The organism is Thermosipho sp. 1070, assembly GCF_001682135.1.
In the GTDB taxonomy this organism is placed as follows: Bacteria; Thermotogota; Thermotogae; order Thermotogales; family Fervidobacteriaceae; genus Thermosipho; species Thermosipho affectus.
The window spans coordinates 168,998-185,178 of record NZ_CP007121.1; the positions used below are offsets into that span (position 1 = coordinate 168,998).

Genomic DNA, 16,181 nt, shown 5'->3' on the forward strand with positions numbered 1-16,181 from the left:
ATTACCATCCCCTCTCTTGGAGTCTCACATCAAGCTCCTCTATTTCAATCCCCTCCATTGGTTGACCTATATCTTCTGAAATTTTCAACAACATTTCTGGATCATTCCAATACGTTACAGCCATAACTATTGCCTTTGCCATTTTAGCTGGATCTTTAGATTTAAATATACCACTTCCAACAAATACCCCATCAGCTCCCAACATCATCATCAAAGCTGCATCCGCAGGAGTGGCAACTCCCCCAGCTGCAAAATTAACAACGGGCAGCCTTCCAAGCTCTTTTATCTTTGCTACCAAATTAACTGGTGCACCTATATTTTTTGCAAAAGTTACAAGTTCTTCGTCTGGCATGTTTTTAACCATTCTAATCTCATCCATAACTGTTCTCATGTGCTTTACGGCTTCAACAACATTTCCCGTACCCGCTTCACCTTTCGTTCTAATCATTGCAGCACCTTCCGCAATTCTTCTCAAAGCTTCTCCTAAGTTTCTTGCTCCACAAACAAATGGCACATTAAAATCCCATTTATTTATATGATATTTATCATCAGCTGGTGTAAGCACTTCTGATTCATCTATAAAATCAACTCCCAAAGTCTCTAAAATTCTTGCTTCTGCAATATGTCCAATTCTCACTTTAGCCATAACTGGAATTGAAACTGCGTCCATAATTTCTTTAATTTTAGAAATACTTGCCATCCTTGCAACTCCACCTGCTTTTCTTATATCAGCAGGCACTCTCTCCAAAGCCATTACCGCTACTGCACCAGCTTCTTCTGCAATTTTTGCTTGTTCTGCAGTTGTAACATCCATGATTACTCCACCTTTAAACATCTCTGCAAATCCTTCTTTAACCATCCATGTTCCCTTTTCATTCATTTTAAACACCTCCAAATCATATTATTATTGTCTCCGTATATTCTCCAAACACTTCTCTTAACGCATTACTAATTTCCCCCACAGTTGCATAAGATTTTACTGCTTCAATAATATAGGGCATCAAATTTTCATCAGAAGATGCCGCTTTTTTTACATTTAAAAGCGCTTTTTTTACTTTTTCGTTATCTCTTTTTTCTTTTAACTTCTTCAATTTTGCTTTTTGCTTTTCCTCAAGTTGCGGTTTTACCTTTAACACCTCTTTTTGTGATAAATCCTCTTCTATTTGGAATTTATTTACCCCCACTATTATTTCTTCCCCATTCTCTATAGAAAGCTGCATTTTGTACGCACTTTCATGTATTTCCTTTTGTACATAACCCGTTTCAATAGCCTTGACCATTCCACCCATTGCATCTATCTTTTCAATATACTTCATTGCCTCTTCTTCTATTTTGTTTGTCAAAGATTCAATAACATAAGAACCACCAAGTGGATCTATGGTATCTGCAACGCCAGATTCATACGCAATAATCTGCTGTGTCCTCAATGCAATTCTAACTGATTCTTCAGTTGGTAAACCTAATGCTTCATCATAACTATTGGTATGGAGCGACTGTGTACCACCTAACACAGCAGCAAGCGCTTGTAAAGTTACCCTTATTATGTTATTTAAAGGTTGTTGTGCAGTTAATGTTGATCCACCTGTTTGAGTATGAAATCTCAACATCATTGCTTTCTCATTTGTAACACCAAATCTCTCCTTCATAATCTTTGCCCAAAGCCTTCTTGCAGCCCTAAACTTTGCTATTTCCTCAAGGAAATTATTATGCGCTGCAAAGAAGAAAGAAAGTCTTCTTCCAAACACATTTGGATCTAATCCTGCTTTAATTGCAGTTTCCACATAAGCAATAGCATCTGCAAGCGTAAATGCTACTTCTTGTACTGCTGTGGACCCAGCTTCTCTTATATGATAACCACTAATACTTATCGGATTCCATTTTGGCATATTCTTGGAACAGAATTCAAATATATCTGTTATTATTCTCATAGAAGGTTGTGGTGGGAAGATATATGTTCCTCTTGCAATGTATTCTTTTAATATATCATTTTGAATTGTACCAGATAATTTTTCCATTGGAACTCCTTGTTTTTCTGCAACTGCAATATACATCGCAAGAAGAATTGAAGCAGTACTATTTATAGTCATTGAAGTGCTAACTTTATCAAGTGGTATCCCATCAAAAAGCACTTCCATATCTTCCAGTGAATCTATAGCAACACCTACTTTTCCAACCTCACCTTCGGCCATTGGATCATCTGAATCATATCCTATTTGAGTTGGTAAGTCAAAAGCAACAGACAACCCCATCTGACCTTGTTCTAGCAAATATTTATACCTCTTATTTGATTCTTCTGCTGTTCCAAATCCCGCGTACTGTCTCATAGTCCAAAACCTTGCCCTGTACATAGTAGGTTGAACTCCTCTTGTGAAAGGATAACTACCGGGAAATCCTAGATCTTCTAAGTAATTAAACCCCTCAATATCAACCGGAGTATACAACCTTCTAAATTCATATCCAGAAGTAGATTTAAATTCACTCTTTCTTTCTGGAAACCTCTCAACGGCTTTTTTTACTTTTTCTTCATAATCTTTCATTTTTGTCTCTATTTCTTTTAGTTTTTCTTCATCGAACATATTTTGACCTCCTTGTATTGTCTTACACAAATATTATCCAATATCTTTTTTAATCTGTCTATAACCGTTTAAATACTTATTTCTCAGTATAACCGCGTCTTCATAACTAATTGTCGAAAAATTTCCAATATTCAAAGTATATAAATATATTTCAGCTGTCTTTTCACAAACTAAGCTTGCAGTCAATGCTTCATCAATATCAAAACCTACTGTAATTAGCCCGTGGTTTTTTAATATAACTGCATTGTTATCAGAAAGAGCATCTACAACATTTTTTGCAAGTTCAATACTTCCAGGAAGAGCGTATTCTGAAACTTTAATTTCTGGTCCTAAAATCATAACTGCATCTTCTATCAATGGGGGTATTTCACTTGATACTACTGAAACAGTGGTCGAAAACACAGGATGCGTATGGACTATTGCATTAACATCTTTGCGATTCTTATAAATTTCCAAATGCGTCGGAAGTTCTGAGGAAGGTTTCAAACCATCAATCAAACGCCCATTAAAATCAACAACACTTATCATTTCTTCTTTCAACTTATCATACGGTATACCTGATGGCGTTATATAAACATAATCTTTATCCCTAATTGAAACATTTCCCCAAGTTCCTTTAACTAATCCATTTTCCACAATAAATCTAACAGCTCTTAATATTTCTTCTTTCATCCTTTTCCTTTAAACCTCCCACCTTCATTTTCTAAGCCAAAGATATTACCATACCCTTTCAAGGCTTTTTCGCCAGCTTTTAAATCTTTGGCTTGAACTTTTAATTTATCTATAATTTTTTTTATCTTTTTCTTTCGTATTTGATCCTTTTCATAAATCAATTTTAACACTTCTTTTGGAAGTTTAGAATTTATAAATTTTTCACGTTCATCAAGTAACTTATTTAACAATTCAAAATCTTCTTTTTCAATACACTCATCTATCTTTCTTTCTAAATCTAGTAACTCTTCAAATTCCAATGTATTACCTCCCAATCTTTTTCAAAACTATCCGCAAAAGACTTCATCGAAATATTTGCTACGGGATGTTTGAAATTTTCCAATATCTCTGCCATAGGAACCACAAAAAAACTTCTTTTTTCAAAATCATAATGTGGAACTTTCAAATTTTCCATATCAACAACCAAATTACCGTAAAACAAGATATCAATATCTATGATCCTTGGGCCCCATTTTATCGTCCTTTTTCTTCCCATATCATTTTCTATCTTCAATAACTTATTTAAAAGCTTCAATGGCGATAAATCTGTATCAATTTCCACAACAATATTGTAAAAATCATCTTGCTCTGTATATCCATAAGGCTTTGTAACATAAATGCTTGATACTTTTAATATCTTCAAATTTCTTTTTTCCAGTAAAGTCAAAGCATCTATTAAATTCCTTTCCTTGTCTCCTATATTTGTCCCCAATCCTAAAAAAACTTTCCCAAATTGACGTTCCAAAATAACAGTGGAAAAGGCAAATGTATCATGCGATAATGATATGTGACAAAAATTAAATCCTCCAAAATCTTTGTGAAAAATAACATAAGGTTTTCCACGTTTATTGTTCAAGATTGAAATATCTTTAAAAGAATTACCGTTAATTCCTGTCCCAAGGGCCTTAAAAAAAGATTCCTTTAGAGAAAAACGCCCAGCTATATATTGGGCGTTTAATTTTTCTTTCTTTTCTATTTCAGTTAAAACTCTATTTGCTACCTTCTCTGAAACACGCTTAATATTAACAATATCTGTACCTAATCCAATAATCAAATGGGATAACCTCCTTCATATTCATCCACCAACGCAAAATCAACGCGTATTTTTTCCTCATATTTTTCCCTAAGATATTTTCTTCCAACTTCACCTAAAATTGCATAAATCAACAAATATTCGTCTGTATCAGCTAATATCCCTATTTCTCTCTTCAATTTTTCTAACTCAGGTTCAAGTAAATCTGCCGGTCTACAATCTATAGGTTTTTCATCACCTAAAATTTTTTCCATTAATTCTTTATCAATTGGGGCAGGAGGTCTTCCATACATTCCTTTCACATAATTCTTCACTTCATTTGTAACCTTTTTATACCTTTCGCCAGATAAAACATTTAGGACTGCCTGTACTCCAACAATTTGACTAGTTGGAGTAACAAGTGGAGGATATCCTAAATCCTTCCTCACTCTGGGTATTTCGTCTAAAACATCTTGAAGCTTATGTAACATCTTTTGTTCTGAAAGTTGTTTTACCAAATTTGAGTACATTCCACCTGGAACTTGTGAAACTAAGATCTTATAGTCTATACTTTTCATCATTACATCATATTCTTTGTATTTTTCTCGTATCTTTGTAAAATATTCCACAAGATAAGCTATACTTTCCCAGTTTATCTCAGGAATATTTCTATATTCTCTAACTGCATAATACATCGATTCAAATGGTGGTTGAGCGGTTCCAGATGCAAAAGGTGATAAAGCGGTATCCAAAATATCAACACCAGCTTCAACTGCTGAAATGTAATTTAAATCTCCCAATCCAGATGTACAATGTGTGTGTAATTCAACTGGTACATTAAATCTTTCTTTTAATGTTTTTACCAATTCAAAACTTTTTTTTGGAGTTAACAACCCCGCCATATCTTTTATACACAAAGAATGCACACCACGTTCAACTAATTTCTGTGCAAAGGAAATATAATATTCAGTTGTGTGAACAGGACTTATCGTGTAGGAAATAGCTCCTTGCACATGGGCCCCGTTTGTCAAAGCCACCTCTATACTTTTTTCAAGATTTCTTATATCATTCAACGCATCGAAAATTCTTATTTTGTCCACACCATTTTCAATCGCTTTTTTTACAAACAATTCAACTACATCATCGGCATAATGCCTATACCCAACTAAATTCTGCCCTCTAAGCAACATCTGAGTTTTTGTGTTTTTTAATTTAGACTTAATTGTTCTGATGCGCTCCCATGGATCCTCTTTTAAAAATCTTACACATACATCAAAAGTTGCGCCACCCCAAACTTCCATAGCATTAAATCCCAAAGAATCCATGGATTCCAATGCAGGAATCATATCAATTGTTCTCATTCTAGTTGCAATTAAAGACTGATGACCATCCCTTAGTGTGGTATCTACAAACATATTATTCCTCTCCTTTTTCATTTTCAAAATTAAGTTTTCTAGAAACTTTCTTTAACATTACAAACTCTAGTTCATCACCTTCTTTGATATCATCAAAATTTTCCAATTTAATACCACACTCTTGAGGTGCTTCTACTTTCTTAACATCTTGTTGGTAATGTTTTAGCGATTCTATCTTTCCCTCGTAAATTAACTTTCCCTCTCTATACAACTTGACCATTCCATTTCTTTCAACAAATCCTTCAAACATTTGTACACCTGCAATACTTCCAACTTTCTTTATCTTAAAAACTTTTTTAACTTCTCCCCTACCTGTTATTTCTTCTACTTCTTCAGGTTCAAGCATTCCCTCAAGAGCTGCTTTTAAATCTTCTATCAATTTGTAAACTATTGAGTAAGTTTTTATTTGAATACCTTCGGCTTCTGCCATTTTTCTGGCTTTGCCGTCTGCTTTTACTCTAAATCCTAAAATTATCGCATCAGAAGCCGTAGCAAGCATAACATCACTACTTGTAATTGCACCTACACCAGAATGAATTATATTAATTTTAATCTCCTCACTCTGCAACTTATTAATCGCGCCCTTTAACGCTATCATAGAGCCCTGTGTATCAGCTTTTAAAATCAACTTTAATTCTTTCTTTTCCGATTCTTCCATCATCTTTAATATTTCTTCTAACTTCATATGTCTTTTTCTCTTTAACTCCTTTTGTTCCTGTTCTGCTATTTTTCCTGTAATTTCCCTTGCCTTCTCCAAACTTTTTACGGTATAAACTACTCCGTGGGAATTTGGTAACTCTTCAAAACCTACGACCATAACAGGAGTTGAAGGGCCAGCTTCCTTTATTCTTTGACCTTTATCATTTACCAATGCTTTAACTTTTCCCATAACTTTTCCCGAAATTACATAGTCGCCCACTTTCAATTTTCCATCTTTAATAATTACATTTGCAACGGGCCCAAATCCTCTATCAAGTTTTGTTTCGATTATCACAGCTCTCACAGGACCATTTGGAAGTCCCTTTATCTCTTGCATTTCCGCAACTAATAAAATCATCTCAAGTAATGTATCTACATTTTGACCTTTTTTTGCGGAAATGGGAACAACTATGGTATCCCCACCCCATTCTTCTGGTATTAAGTTCAATTTATTTACAAGTTCTTGTTTTGTTTTTTCTACATTGGCATTTGGTTTATCTATCTTGTTAATTGCAACAATTATGGGCACATTAGCAGATTTTGCGTGGTTATATGCTTCAACAGTTTGAGGCATAACACCATCATCAGCTGCAACAACGAGAACTGCTATATCCGTTGCTTGGGCACCTCTTGCGCGCATTTCTGTAAAAATTTCGTGCCCTGGAGTATCTATAAAAGTGATAATTTTCCCATTTGTTTCCACTTGATATGCACCTATACTTTGTGTTATCCCCCCTTCTTCTCTTTCAGCCACCCTAGTTTTTCTTATAAAATCCAAAAGAGTTGTTTTACCATGATCAACGTGACCCATTACAGTAACAATAGGAGGTCTTTCTACTAAGTCCTTTCCTTCGGAATATTTTTGCTCAAAATATCTTTCAATTTCTTCCAACGGATTTTCTCTAACTTCTTCTTTTTCTTCTACATCAAAGGATATTTTCGCATCATACATCTTTGCTATCTTTTTTGCAAGTTGCAAATTCAAAGTTTGCCCAGGCTTTAGAACTTCACCTTTCATAAAAAAATCTTGTATTATTCTATTTTGAGGAACCCCTATTTTTTTGGAAAATTTATCTAATTTCAGATCTTCTTCATTAAGTTTAATTATATCCTTCTTTTTCTTTGTTATCTCCTCTTTTTCCACACTCTCTTTTTTCTTTCTTTTTACTTTTTCCTCTTCATCATCAAGAAGCTCATACTCTTCATAAATTAACTCTTCTTCTCCGTACATTTCAAGTAATAAATTTACCGTTTCCTCATCAATATAACTCATATGGCTTTTTATTTCAATACCTAAATCAGCCAATTCCTTCATTAAATCTCTCGTATCCATTTCAAGCTGTCTTGCAAGCTCATATACTCTTAATCGAGCCATTGAATCACCTCCAAAACTCCTATTATTTCCTCATTTTTTTCATAACTTTGTGCTCCTTTTCAATTTCAACTATTAAATCGGAAAGTTTCCAATTCAAATTAGTTGGGGTGGTAGTTGCAAAAATCAACTCCTTTTCTGGAAAATTTTCCTTTAATATCTTCATTACTTTAAATATATCATCTTTTTCAAATCCGTGTAATATAACAAACCTTTTGTCCTCCATATAATCTCACTCCTAGATTATAACTTCAAGTCTTTTAACGACTTTTGGGAATTCACAATAGACTTTATCACTTCTACTATAACACTAAATTCATTAGACGTCTCTGATAATATATTAACCGATTCAGACAAAACTGTTGATTCTTCTTTTAAATTTTCCTCAGTTATATTAAGTAAATTTCTAGAGTTTTCCATAACTTTAATGTTATCTTTCATATAATCCATGGAATTTGCCAAAGCATTTTGTACCGCATCAAAAAGCTTTTGAATCTCATTTAAAGAACCAAGTGAATCCTTTATAGAAGTAGATATTTCCGCAATAATTTTTGATATATTATTTGATGCACTTTGAGATTCCTCTGCAAGTTTTTGGATTTCTGAAGCAACCACTGCAAATCCTCTTCCGTATTCTCCGGCCCTTGCTGCTTCAATTGAAGCGTTTAAAGCTAATAAATTTGTTTGTTTTGCAATCTTTTGTATAGCCTTCACCAAATCTCCAACTTTGCTAAATTTTTCAAAAGTTTCCGATGTTTTTTGTATAGTCTCACTAAATTTATTTGAAACTGTATTTACATCTGTTCCAAGATTTTTTAAATCATTATCTATCTTTTTATTTATTTCATAGGCATTTTCTATATTTTTCAATATCTCATTACTTTCCCTTGAAAAATTCCCCAAAAGATTATCAATATCTTTGCTTAGCTTTTCAAATCTTTCCGTTATTTTCTCAATTTCCCCTTTTATTTCAGAAATCCTTGAAACTAAAACCTCATCTAATTGATCCATAAAGGATAACATTAAATTTTGCACGTAAAAAGCAGAAGAAAGTGTATTTAACGTATCTTTATCTATCTTCATATTATCATCTCCCGTAAAATTCTTCAATTATGTCAACTCCACATTTTAAGTTTTTAAACCAATTTAAAAAATCTCTTGCTGCTTTATCTTTTAACAATGTTCCATGTTGAGGAGCAATTATAGAAATCTCATATTTTGAAACCATATTCACCCATTTACTACACGCCTTGTTTGAACTCATATACCTTTTGTGAAATCCTTCCATGTATTCTAACAATTCACCAAAATTATCCTCAATCATTTGTACTCTTTCATTAAACGGTAAAACAGAAACACCAATATCACCCGAAAAGAGAATTTTCGAAATAGGATCATACACATTAAAATTTCCAGGTGCATGTAAAAAATGGGCTGGAATAAAATCTAATTTATATCCGCTAAAATTCATATTAACATTGCCTTTATCTTTAATTCCAACAACTCTTCTTTTATCATACACACCAAAATGTGGTAAAAATCTCACCCAAAGTTCAGATATATATATTTTTGCATTAGTAGCTATAGAAAGCCACATTGTAACACCAGAAGATACATCGGGATCCTGGTGAGAATAAAAAATACCTTCTATATTCTTCGGAGATATTATCTCTGAGACATTTGCAAGTACTCTCGGAAAGACATGCGCACCACCTGGATCAAGCAAAAAACCTTTATTTCCATGGACGATTAAATACTGATTTGTAGGTACTAAACCACCTTCTTCTGTTTCTTCCCAGCCAAGTAAATAATATTTATGTTCACCGTCATCGTACAAACACAAATTTTTCATATTTGCACCTCCTTCTACCGCTTTATATTATATTATACCAGATATCTAAAACTACCAATTAAGATACTCTTACAATTTTAACAGATTTTACAATATTTTTACTTGAAAAAAAGGCAATTACATTATAGAATTAAATGCTAAAAATTTGAGATAAAAGGAGGAAAAAGATGGAAAAATACTATGAAAAACTCATTACACTTTCTGGGATTTTTACCGCCGTTATTATAATCTCAAACATTATTGCAGGTAAATTAGTTAATATAGGTCCTTTTGTTATCACTTTATCTGTATTAATATATCCTCTAAGTTTTGGAATATCAAACATAGTATTTGAGATATATGGAGAGAAAATCGCAAAAAAAGTTATCAAGATTGGATTTATATCGTCTTTAATATTGGTTATTTATTCTTATATTGTAATTCTTTATCCACCTGCAAGTATTTTCAACAAAAACAACGCTTATGTAGCTGTGTTTAATTCTACTCCGAGAATAATTCTTGCTAGTTTTTTTGCTTATCTTTCCGCACAATATACAAACGTTTGGGCATTTAACTTGCCCAAAAGGTTATTTAAAATAAACAACGTAATATTTAGAAATACGTTTTCAATGGTTATAACTCAACTAGTTGACTCTATAGTATTTGTTTTAGTCTCTTTCTTATGGACTTATGATCTAAATGTATTAATGAACATGGTAATATCCCAATATATTGTAAAGTTAATACTCTCAAGCTTAAATAGCCCAATAATAAACATAAGCATTCAAAGATTTAAAAAAGACCTGGCATTTGAAAAATAACCCGCAAAAATTGCGGGTTATTCTTATATTTTCTTCATTTAAAACTCACGTGAAAGAGAATATCCAAGTAATCTTGATATTATCCTTGGTATATCCGTGTTGTCCATAAATCCATTGAAATTTTCCGCACCTGGACCAAATGCAAATATTGGAACTGGAGCTGCCGTATGTTTATAAGTAGTCCAACCAACAAGGGCTTTTTCGCTTAATATTCTTCCAAGCAAACTTGCTGCTTTATATGGATTACTTGAATTTTTTGTTTGTTTTAATAATTGAATTTCCTTATCTGAAAGTTCAACGTTGAAATAACGCTTTATAGTTTTCCTAAATTCTTCTTCATTGTTAACATCGTAGTTTTTCATTATCCAGTCTGCTGTCTTTTTATACCCTTTTATTACATCTATATATAATGAATATTCTCCTGTTGAAAGACCTAACCCTCCTGTTTCATGATCACTTGTAATAACAATTAACGTATTTGGATGTGTTTCAAGAAATTTTAATGCCACTTCCACTGCTTTATCAAATTCCACTACTTCTTTCCACACACCATATACATCATTTCCGTGGGCTTCCCAATCAATTTGTGAACCTTCTACCATTAAGAAAAATGGCTTTTCATCTTTGGAAAGTAGGTAAAGTGCCTTTTCGACCATTTCATAAAGCATAGGTTGTTCATCTGTACGCTCACTTGCTGCATTTAAATGACTATCAGAAAAAAGCGCTAATAATTTATCTCCTGTATAATTCGCAAGTTCAGATTTACTTTTAATATAGTCAAACCCCTTTTCACTTACTATCTTCTCATCAAAATATTTCCAACCTCCCCCCATCACCACATCTAACTTACTATTTAACAGCTGATTTGCAAGTGTCTTTTCATCTTTTCTAGTTTTTACATGTCCATAAAAAGCACCAGGAGTCGCATGGGTAACTCTACAAGTTACAACTATTCCCGTTTTCATACCATATTTTGAAGCTATTTCAAAAATAGTTGGAACTATTGTTCCATCTGGGAGCATGCCAATCATACCATTATTTGTTTTAAAACCAGTGGCTAGGGCAGTACCTGCAGCTGCAGAATCTGTAACAAGTGAGTTTGCAGAGTATGTCGTAACATAACCAACAAAAGGTGATTTCATAATATTTAATGTTTTTCCTTCAAGAAGACTTGTCAAAACCAGATGATTAATTCCCATTCCATCACCTATGAAGTATATAACATTCTTTACTCCAAAATTGCCCAAAACCACAACCATAAGAAACAAAATTAAAATACTGAAAAACTTTTTCACGATCCTCACCTCCCGATTTTTTATATCAGTAAAGAGTTTTACAAAAAAATATTTACCATTTTTTTAATTTTATAAAGAAAGTTAAACTCATAAATCTTAAAAAAACTTGAAATTCTAAGTTTTTTTTAAGTTTTAATCTGTATAAATAAAGTAGAAACAAATAGGAGGTGTTTTTTGATGTACTGGTATCATAGACCCTTTATTTGGCACAGTGGATGGTTTAGTTGGATAGTCCCAGTTATAGGCTTAATTGTTTTAATCTTTTTTGCATTCTTAATTTACAAATTAATCAAAAACTCTGAAAGACATCCAGATTTTCGCTATGAAAAAAATTTTGAAACATACGATAACAGTCTAAAAATTTTGAACGAAAGACTTGCCAAAGGTGAAATTGGCGAAGAGGAATATAAAAAATTAAAAAACCTTATCCTAAAACACTAACTTTAAAAATCAATAATGAAAATAAAGTGAGGCGTTAGTAAAGCGCCTCATTCTAAATACTTATTATCTCTTGTAATTTTCTTACCCTACGTTTTGGATTCTTGTTTATCTTAACTCATAATTTTTTCTTTAAATATAACAAGTCTTGAATAGATATATATATAATTTTTGTAACCTATAATTTTAAGACATTCCATTTAGACTACATTTTTTCTAAAACTTCATAATTTTTATTTTATCTTTTTCATTCATTATTTTAAAAAACAATAAAGTCTTTTCTGAATATTAAAAATTACTTTCTTTGAAAAATAAAGTAAGCGGAAAGTCCTTTTTATCCAAATGTTTGAAATATAAAAAATCTAAATTTCAATAAATCAAAAGTCTTTTCCTCTTCTCTATCTTCATTTTTATATAAGTCTTTGTATAGCTATTTTTAAACATATTACCAAATAATGATATTTTTTGTATTTTTTCCAATTTAAATTCAAAATAATACACGTCTAATCTGATTTTTTTATTTTCAATTTTTAAAACTTGATGATATAATAACATTGAAAATTAAATACAACGTGGAATAAAGGTGCCTATGGCTTAATAGGGAAACTGGTGAAAAACCAGTGCGGCCCCGCCACCGTAACTGGGGACGAAAGCCACAACCAGCCACTGGGGAAACCTGGGAAGGCGTGGTAAGTAGGAAGATCCAGGAGCCGGGAGACCTGCCTTTATTCCAACGTATTTCTCAATCTCGCGGGTAGATTGAGAAAAATTTTTTTGCGAAACGGGAGGTGTGAAAGTGAAAATTCATGAATTTGTAGGAAAAAGGATATTAAAAGAGGGGGGGATCTCTGTTCCTGAAAGTTATCTTATTTCCAATGATAGGGAAATTGAAGTGAAATTTTTACCTGCTGTCCTGAAAAGTCAGGTGCTTGTTGGAGGCAGAATGAAAGCTGGAGGAATTTTATTTGCACAAAACAAAGATGAATTTTTAAAATTCTCAAAAAAACTACTGCACAAAAAAATAATGGGTGAAACACCTTATGGAGTTCTAGTTGAAAAAATGGTAAATATCGAAAAAGAATACTACTTATCTTTATACATCGATAGATATGAAAAAGAAATAAAAATATTATTCTCACACTTTGGCGGAATTGATATAGAAGATAATAAAGATAAAATTGAACGACATAGTTTATCAGATATCCAAAAACTTCCAAAAAAAATCCAACCAATAGTCCAAAAATTACACAAAATAATGAAAGAAAAAGATTTAACTCTTTTGGAAATAAATCCATTAGTAAAAACAAAAGAAGGAAATATAATGGCACTTGATGCCGTATTACACTTAGATGATAATGCGATTTTTAGGCAACAATGGGCAAAAAAATTTGTACATGAAGAATATCCTTTTCATTTTGTAAAACTCGATGGTGATATTGGAGTAATTGGCTGTGGAGCAGGTATAGTAATGGCAACAATGGATGCAATAAGTTTGTATGGAGGTAAACCTGCAAATTTTCTTGATCTTGGTGGAGGTGCAGATACAAAAACTACAATTAAAGCGCTTGAACTTTTAAAATCTCTTTCGTTAAAAAATATTGTCCTAAATATATTTGGTGGAATAACAAAATGCGATGAAATAGCAAAAGCGATTGTAAGTTTCAAAGAAAAAAATGATGATATAAAACTTTTTGTTAGAATTACTGGAACTAACGAAAATGAAGCAAAAAAAATTTTAAAAGAACACAATATTCACTTTTTTGACGATATGTATGAAATGATCAAAAGTGCTGTAAAGGGGGACTTCGTATGATAAATGGTACAGAAAGAGTATGTGTACAAGGTATAACTGGAAAGTATGGTAGTTTCCACACAAAAAAAATGTTAAAATACGGCACAAACATAGTATGTGGTGTCTCAAAAAATACAAAGATAAAAGAAATTGAACATGTTCCTGTTCTTCATAACATGTACGATGCTGTTGAAAAATTCAGTTGTGATACGAGTATTGTATTTGTACCGGCAAAATTTGCCAAAGACGCAATATTTGAAGCAATAGATGCGGGAATTAAAAAGATCATAACCATTACAGAACACATTCCACAAATGGATATGCTAGAAATATACAAATACGCAAAATCAAAGAATGTTACCTTTGTAGGTCCAAATTGTCCTGGAATTATTTTACCAGGTGTTTCTAAGATTGGAATAATGCCTGAAAACGCATTTAAACCAGGGGATGTTGCAATAATTTCCAAAAGTGGTACTCTAATGTATGAGATAGCAAACTTTATCTCAAAAAAATCAACAGGAATTAAAATTGGCATAGGATTAGGTGGAGATCCCATAATCGGCACAAGTGTTTACGAAGCACTTTTGTATGTTTCAAAACTTAATCCAAGAAAAATAATAATAATAAGCGAAATTGGTGGTAATGAAGAAATTTTAGACGTGGAAAGATTTCTAAATAAAGGGTACAATTCTAATATACAATTTTTCTTTGCTGGAAGAACAGCTCCAAAGGGAAAAAGAATGGGGCATGCTGGTGCAATTGTCGAAGGTTTAGAAGGTACAATAGAATTTAAAGAAAAAAAATTAGAAAATTTAAACATTCCAGTAGCAAAATACATAGAAAACTTATTGGGGTGATCAAATGCTAAATCCTTATCTTTTATTGTTTTTAAGCATTTTTTTCGGGATGTTGTTGGGAAACTTAAAGATCAAAAATTTCAAATTAGGAACTTCTGGAACACTTTTTAGTGGTTTATTTTTTGGCTGGTTATTTCCACATTTTGTTTCTTCAGAAAAATCTTTTCAAAATACTTTTAACATTTTTTTTCAATTTTCTCTTATACTTTTTGTGACATCTATTGGCTTAATAGCATCAAAAGAAATAAAAGAAATATTGAAAAAATACGGCATGAAGTTTCTCATACTCTCACTTACAATAACTTTTTCAGGTTTCTTACTCACTGTTACATTTATTTTAATTCTAAAACTTAATCCATATAACCTAATAGGTGTATTTTCAGGAAGTCTCACAAGCTCACCTGGTCTTGCCACAGCTCTTGAAAGTGTGAATCACACAAGCGAAGTGGTATTTGGATATACAGTTGGTTATATACCAGGCGTACTTGCCGTTATTTTCTCCATATACTTAATACCATCAATCTTCAAAATAAAAATATCACAACAAAAAAAATTACCGGAAAACAAAAAAGAAGCAAAAGAAAAAACGTTCAACTTGTTATCATATTCTTTAGTTATTGCAATAGGAATTATTATAGGTAATATCCCATTAAATCTTGGCTTTTCAACTATAAAGTTGGGAATTACAGGTGGCCTATTAATATCTTCACTTACACTTGGTTCTATAGGAAATATTGGAAAAATAAATTTTTCTTTCAACACCGATCTTCTGAAAAATATTCAGAATCTTGGGCTTGTAATGTTTCTATCATCAATAGGCCTTAAATCAGGATACAAAGTAATTGAAAATTTTAATGGATATAGTTTGATCTTAATGGTTATATCATTAATAATAGCATTATTTTCTATATTCATCGGCTTTTTCCTGGGAAAATACGTATTCAAATTGGATTGGGAAATTTTAGCCGGTGCTATAACTGGTGGTATGACAAGTACTCCAGGACTTGGAGCAGCTCTAGAATCTACAAAAAGTAACCTAGCAGTTGCAGGATACGGTGCAACATATCCTTTCGCCTTATTGGGCATGGTTGTATTTAACAAAATATTAACATTATTAACATTTTAGTGATTTTTATATTTGTTTTTTTTTGGTATAATTTAGCTAAATACGATCGGAGGTGCGTCCAAGAAGAGTAGGATTTTCCATCAATGGGAGAATATTGGGAGAATCTGAAAGGCGAGGACGCCGAAGGGTGTAGAGTTTCTCCCACTCTACATGCCTGGGGGTACAGGGAATACCTGTGCCACTGTCACGGAAATATCCGTGGAGAGCCGATCGTTGGGAAATAAATATATTTTTCT

At 32.4% G+C, this 16,181-nt stretch carries 16 protein-coding genes and 2 riboswitches; of the genes, 5 read left to right on the plus strand and 11 right to left on the minus strand.

The window, feature by feature from the left end; genetic code table 11:
* Position 1 precedes the first annotated feature (1 nt).
* From pdxS to Y592_RS00880, 10 genes are read right to left on the minus strand one after another with little or no spacing between them, the layout of a single operon-like run.
* Complete coding sequence (pdxS, locus tag Y592_RS00835) at positions 2 to 880, minus strand: pyridoxal 5'-phosphate synthase lyase subunit PdxS (RefSeq protein ID WP_075665193.1); 879 nt, start codon at positions 878 to 880, stop codon at positions 2 to 4.
* 16 nt (positions 881 to 896) lie between these two features.
* Entirely contained in the window at positions 897 to 2,576 is a 1,680-nt protein-coding gene (locus Y592_RS00840) for an acyl-CoA mutase large subunit family protein (protein WP_075665194.1), read from the minus strand.
* Between the two features lie 33 nt (positions 2,577 to 2,609).
* On the minus strand, positions 2,610 to 3,248 hold the full coding sequence (locus tag Y592_RS00845) for a class II aldolase/adducin family protein (protein WP_075665195.1): 639 nt from the start codon (positions 3,246 to 3,248) through the stop codon (positions 2,610 to 2,612).
* Positions 3,245 to 3,547, minus strand: a complete 303-nt coding sequence (locus tag Y592_RS00850) for an RNA-binding protein (protein ID WP_075665196.1) — start codon at positions 3,545 to 3,547, stop codon at positions 3,245 to 3,247. Before Y592_RS00850 ends, Y592_RS00845 begins: the two co-directional genes overlap by 4 nt.
* Positions 3,526 to 4,341, minus strand: coding sequence for a 2-amino-4-hydroxy-6-hydroxymethyldihydropteridine diphosphokinase (folK, locus tag Y592_RS00855; protein ID WP_075665197.1), 816 nt, complete (start codon positions 4,339 to 4,341; stop codon positions 3,526 to 3,528). Before folK ends, Y592_RS00850 begins: the two co-directional genes overlap by 22 nt.
* Positions 4,338 to 5,714: a pyruvate carboxylase subunit B gene (locus Y592_RS00860; RefSeq protein WP_088368819.1), complete on the minus strand. Its 1,377-nt coding sequence runs from the start codon at positions 5,712 to 5,714 to the stop codon at positions 4,338 to 4,340. Before Y592_RS00860 ends, folK begins: the two co-directional genes overlap by 4 nt.
* 1 nt (position 5,715) lies before the next feature.
* The gene (infB, locus tag Y592_RS00865) at positions 5,716 to 7,788 is read right to left on the minus strand and encodes a translation initiation factor IF-2 (RefSeq protein WP_075665199.1); all 2,073 of its coding nucleotides are present in this window, start codon (positions 7,786 to 7,788) and stop codon (positions 5,716 to 5,718) included.
* A 22-nt stretch (positions 7,789 to 7,810) separates the two neighbouring features.
* The gene (locus Y592_RS00870) at positions 7,811 to 8,011 is read right to left on the minus strand and encodes a DUF3783 domain-containing protein (protein WP_075665200.1); all 201 of its coding nucleotides are present in this window, start codon (positions 8,009 to 8,011) and stop codon (positions 7,811 to 7,813) included.
* A gap of 17 nt (positions 8,012 to 8,028) precedes the next feature.
* The gene (locus Y592_RS00875; protein ID WP_232218201.1) at positions 8,029 to 8,895 is read right to left on the minus strand and encodes a methyl-accepting chemotaxis protein; all 867 of its coding nucleotides are present in this window, start codon (positions 8,893 to 8,895) and stop codon (positions 8,029 to 8,031) included.
* Entirely contained in the window at positions 8,873 to 9,637 is a 765-nt protein-coding gene (locus Y592_RS00880) for an MBL fold metallo-hydrolase (protein ID WP_075665201.1), read from the minus strand. The genes Y592_RS00875 and Y592_RS00880 overlap by 23 nt, the downstream gene beginning before the upstream one ends.
* A gap of 167 nt (positions 9,638 to 9,804) precedes the next feature.
* Here Y592_RS00880 and Y592_RS00885 point away from each other — a divergent pair, with 167 nt between their 5' ends.
* On the plus strand, positions 9,805 to 10,437 hold the full coding sequence (locus tag Y592_RS00885) for a queuosine precursor transporter (RefSeq protein ID WP_075665202.1): 633 nt from the start codon (positions 9,805 to 9,807) through the stop codon (positions 10,435 to 10,437).
* A 38-nt stretch (positions 10,438 to 10,475) separates the two neighbouring features.
* Here Y592_RS00885 and Y592_RS00890 read toward each other — a convergent pair whose 3' ends face one another.
* Entirely contained in the window at positions 10,476 to 11,732 is a 1,257-nt protein-coding gene (locus tag Y592_RS00890; protein WP_075665203.1) for an alkaline phosphatase, read from the minus strand.
* 177 nt (positions 11,733 to 11,909) lie between these two features.
* Here Y592_RS00890 and Y592_RS00895 point away from each other — a divergent pair, with 177 nt between their 5' ends.
* From Y592_RS00895 to Y592_RS00915, 4 genes are all read left to right on the plus strand, one after another.
* On the plus strand, positions 11,910 to 12,173 hold the full coding sequence (locus Y592_RS00895) for an SHOCT domain-containing protein (RefSeq protein ID WP_075665204.1): 264 nt from the start codon (positions 11,910 to 11,912) through the stop codon (positions 12,171 to 12,173).
* Positions 12,174 to 12,734: 561 nt separating this feature from the next.
* Positions 12,735 to 12,911: riboswitch (cobalamin riboswitch) on the plus strand.
* A gap of 55 nt (positions 12,912 to 12,966) precedes the next feature.
* The gene (locus tag Y592_RS00905; protein WP_075665206.1) at positions 12,967 to 13,983 is read left to right on the plus strand and encodes a succinate--CoA ligase subunit beta; all 1,017 of its coding nucleotides are present in this window, start codon (positions 12,967 to 12,969) and stop codon (positions 13,981 to 13,983) included.
* Positions 13,980 to 14,819, plus strand: coding sequence for a succinate--CoA ligase subunit alpha (locus tag Y592_RS00910; RefSeq protein ID WP_075665207.1), 840 nt, complete (start codon positions 13,980 to 13,982; stop codon positions 14,817 to 14,819). Before Y592_RS00905 ends, Y592_RS00910 begins: the two co-directional genes overlap by 4 nt.
* Before the next feature lie 4 nt (positions 14,820 to 14,823).
* Positions 14,824 to 15,945, plus strand: a complete 1,122-nt coding sequence (locus Y592_RS00915; protein ID WP_075665208.1) for a hypothetical protein — start codon at positions 14,824 to 14,826, stop codon at positions 15,943 to 15,945.
* Between the two features lie 39 nt (positions 15,946 to 15,984).
* Positions 15,985 to 16,162, plus strand: a riboswitch (Lysine riboswitch).
* The last annotated feature ends 19 nt before the right edge of the window (positions 16,163 to 16,181 follow it).

Coding starts and splice junctions, on each gene's coding strand:
- pdxS (WP_075665193.1), bottom strand. CDS start 880: ATGAATGAAAAGGGAACATGGATGGTTAAAGAAGGATTTGCAGAGATG.
- Y592_RS00840 (WP_075665194.1), bottom strand. CDS start 2,576: ATGTTCGATGAAGAAAAACTAAAAGAAATAGAGACAAAAATGAAAGAT.
- Y592_RS00845 (WP_075665195.1), bottom strand. CDS start 3,248: ATGAAAGAAGAAATATTAAGAGCTGTTAGATTTATTGTGGAAAATGGA.
- Y592_RS00860 (WP_088368819.1), bottom strand. CDS start 5,714: ATGTTTGTAGATACCACACTAAGGGATGGTCATCAGTCTTTAATTGCA.
- infB (WP_075665199.1), bottom strand. CDS start 7,788: ATGGCTCGATTAAGAGTATATGAGCTTGCAAGACAGCTTGAAATGGAT.
- Y592_RS00870 (WP_075665200.1), bottom strand. CDS start 8,011: ATGGAGGACAAAAGGTTTGTTATATTACACGGATTTGAAAAAGATGAT.
- Y592_RS00880 (WP_075665201.1), bottom strand. CDS start 9,637: ATGAAAAATTTGTGTTTGTACGATGACGGTGAACATAAATATTATTTA.
- Y592_RS00885 (WP_075665202.1), top strand. CDS start 9,805: ATGGAAAAATACTATGAAAAACTCATTACACTTTCTGGGATTTTTACC.
- Y592_RS00895 (WP_075665204.1), top strand. CDS start 11,910: ATGTACTGGTATCATAGACCCTTTATTTGGCACAGTGGATGGTTTAGT.
- Y592_RS00910 (WP_075665207.1), top strand. CDS start 13,980: ATGATAAATGGTACAGAAAGAGTATGTGTACAAGGTATAACTGGAAAG.
- Y592_RS00915 (WP_075665208.1), top strand. CDS start 14,824: ATGCTAAATCCTTATCTTTTATTGTTTTTAAGCATTTTTTTCGGGATG.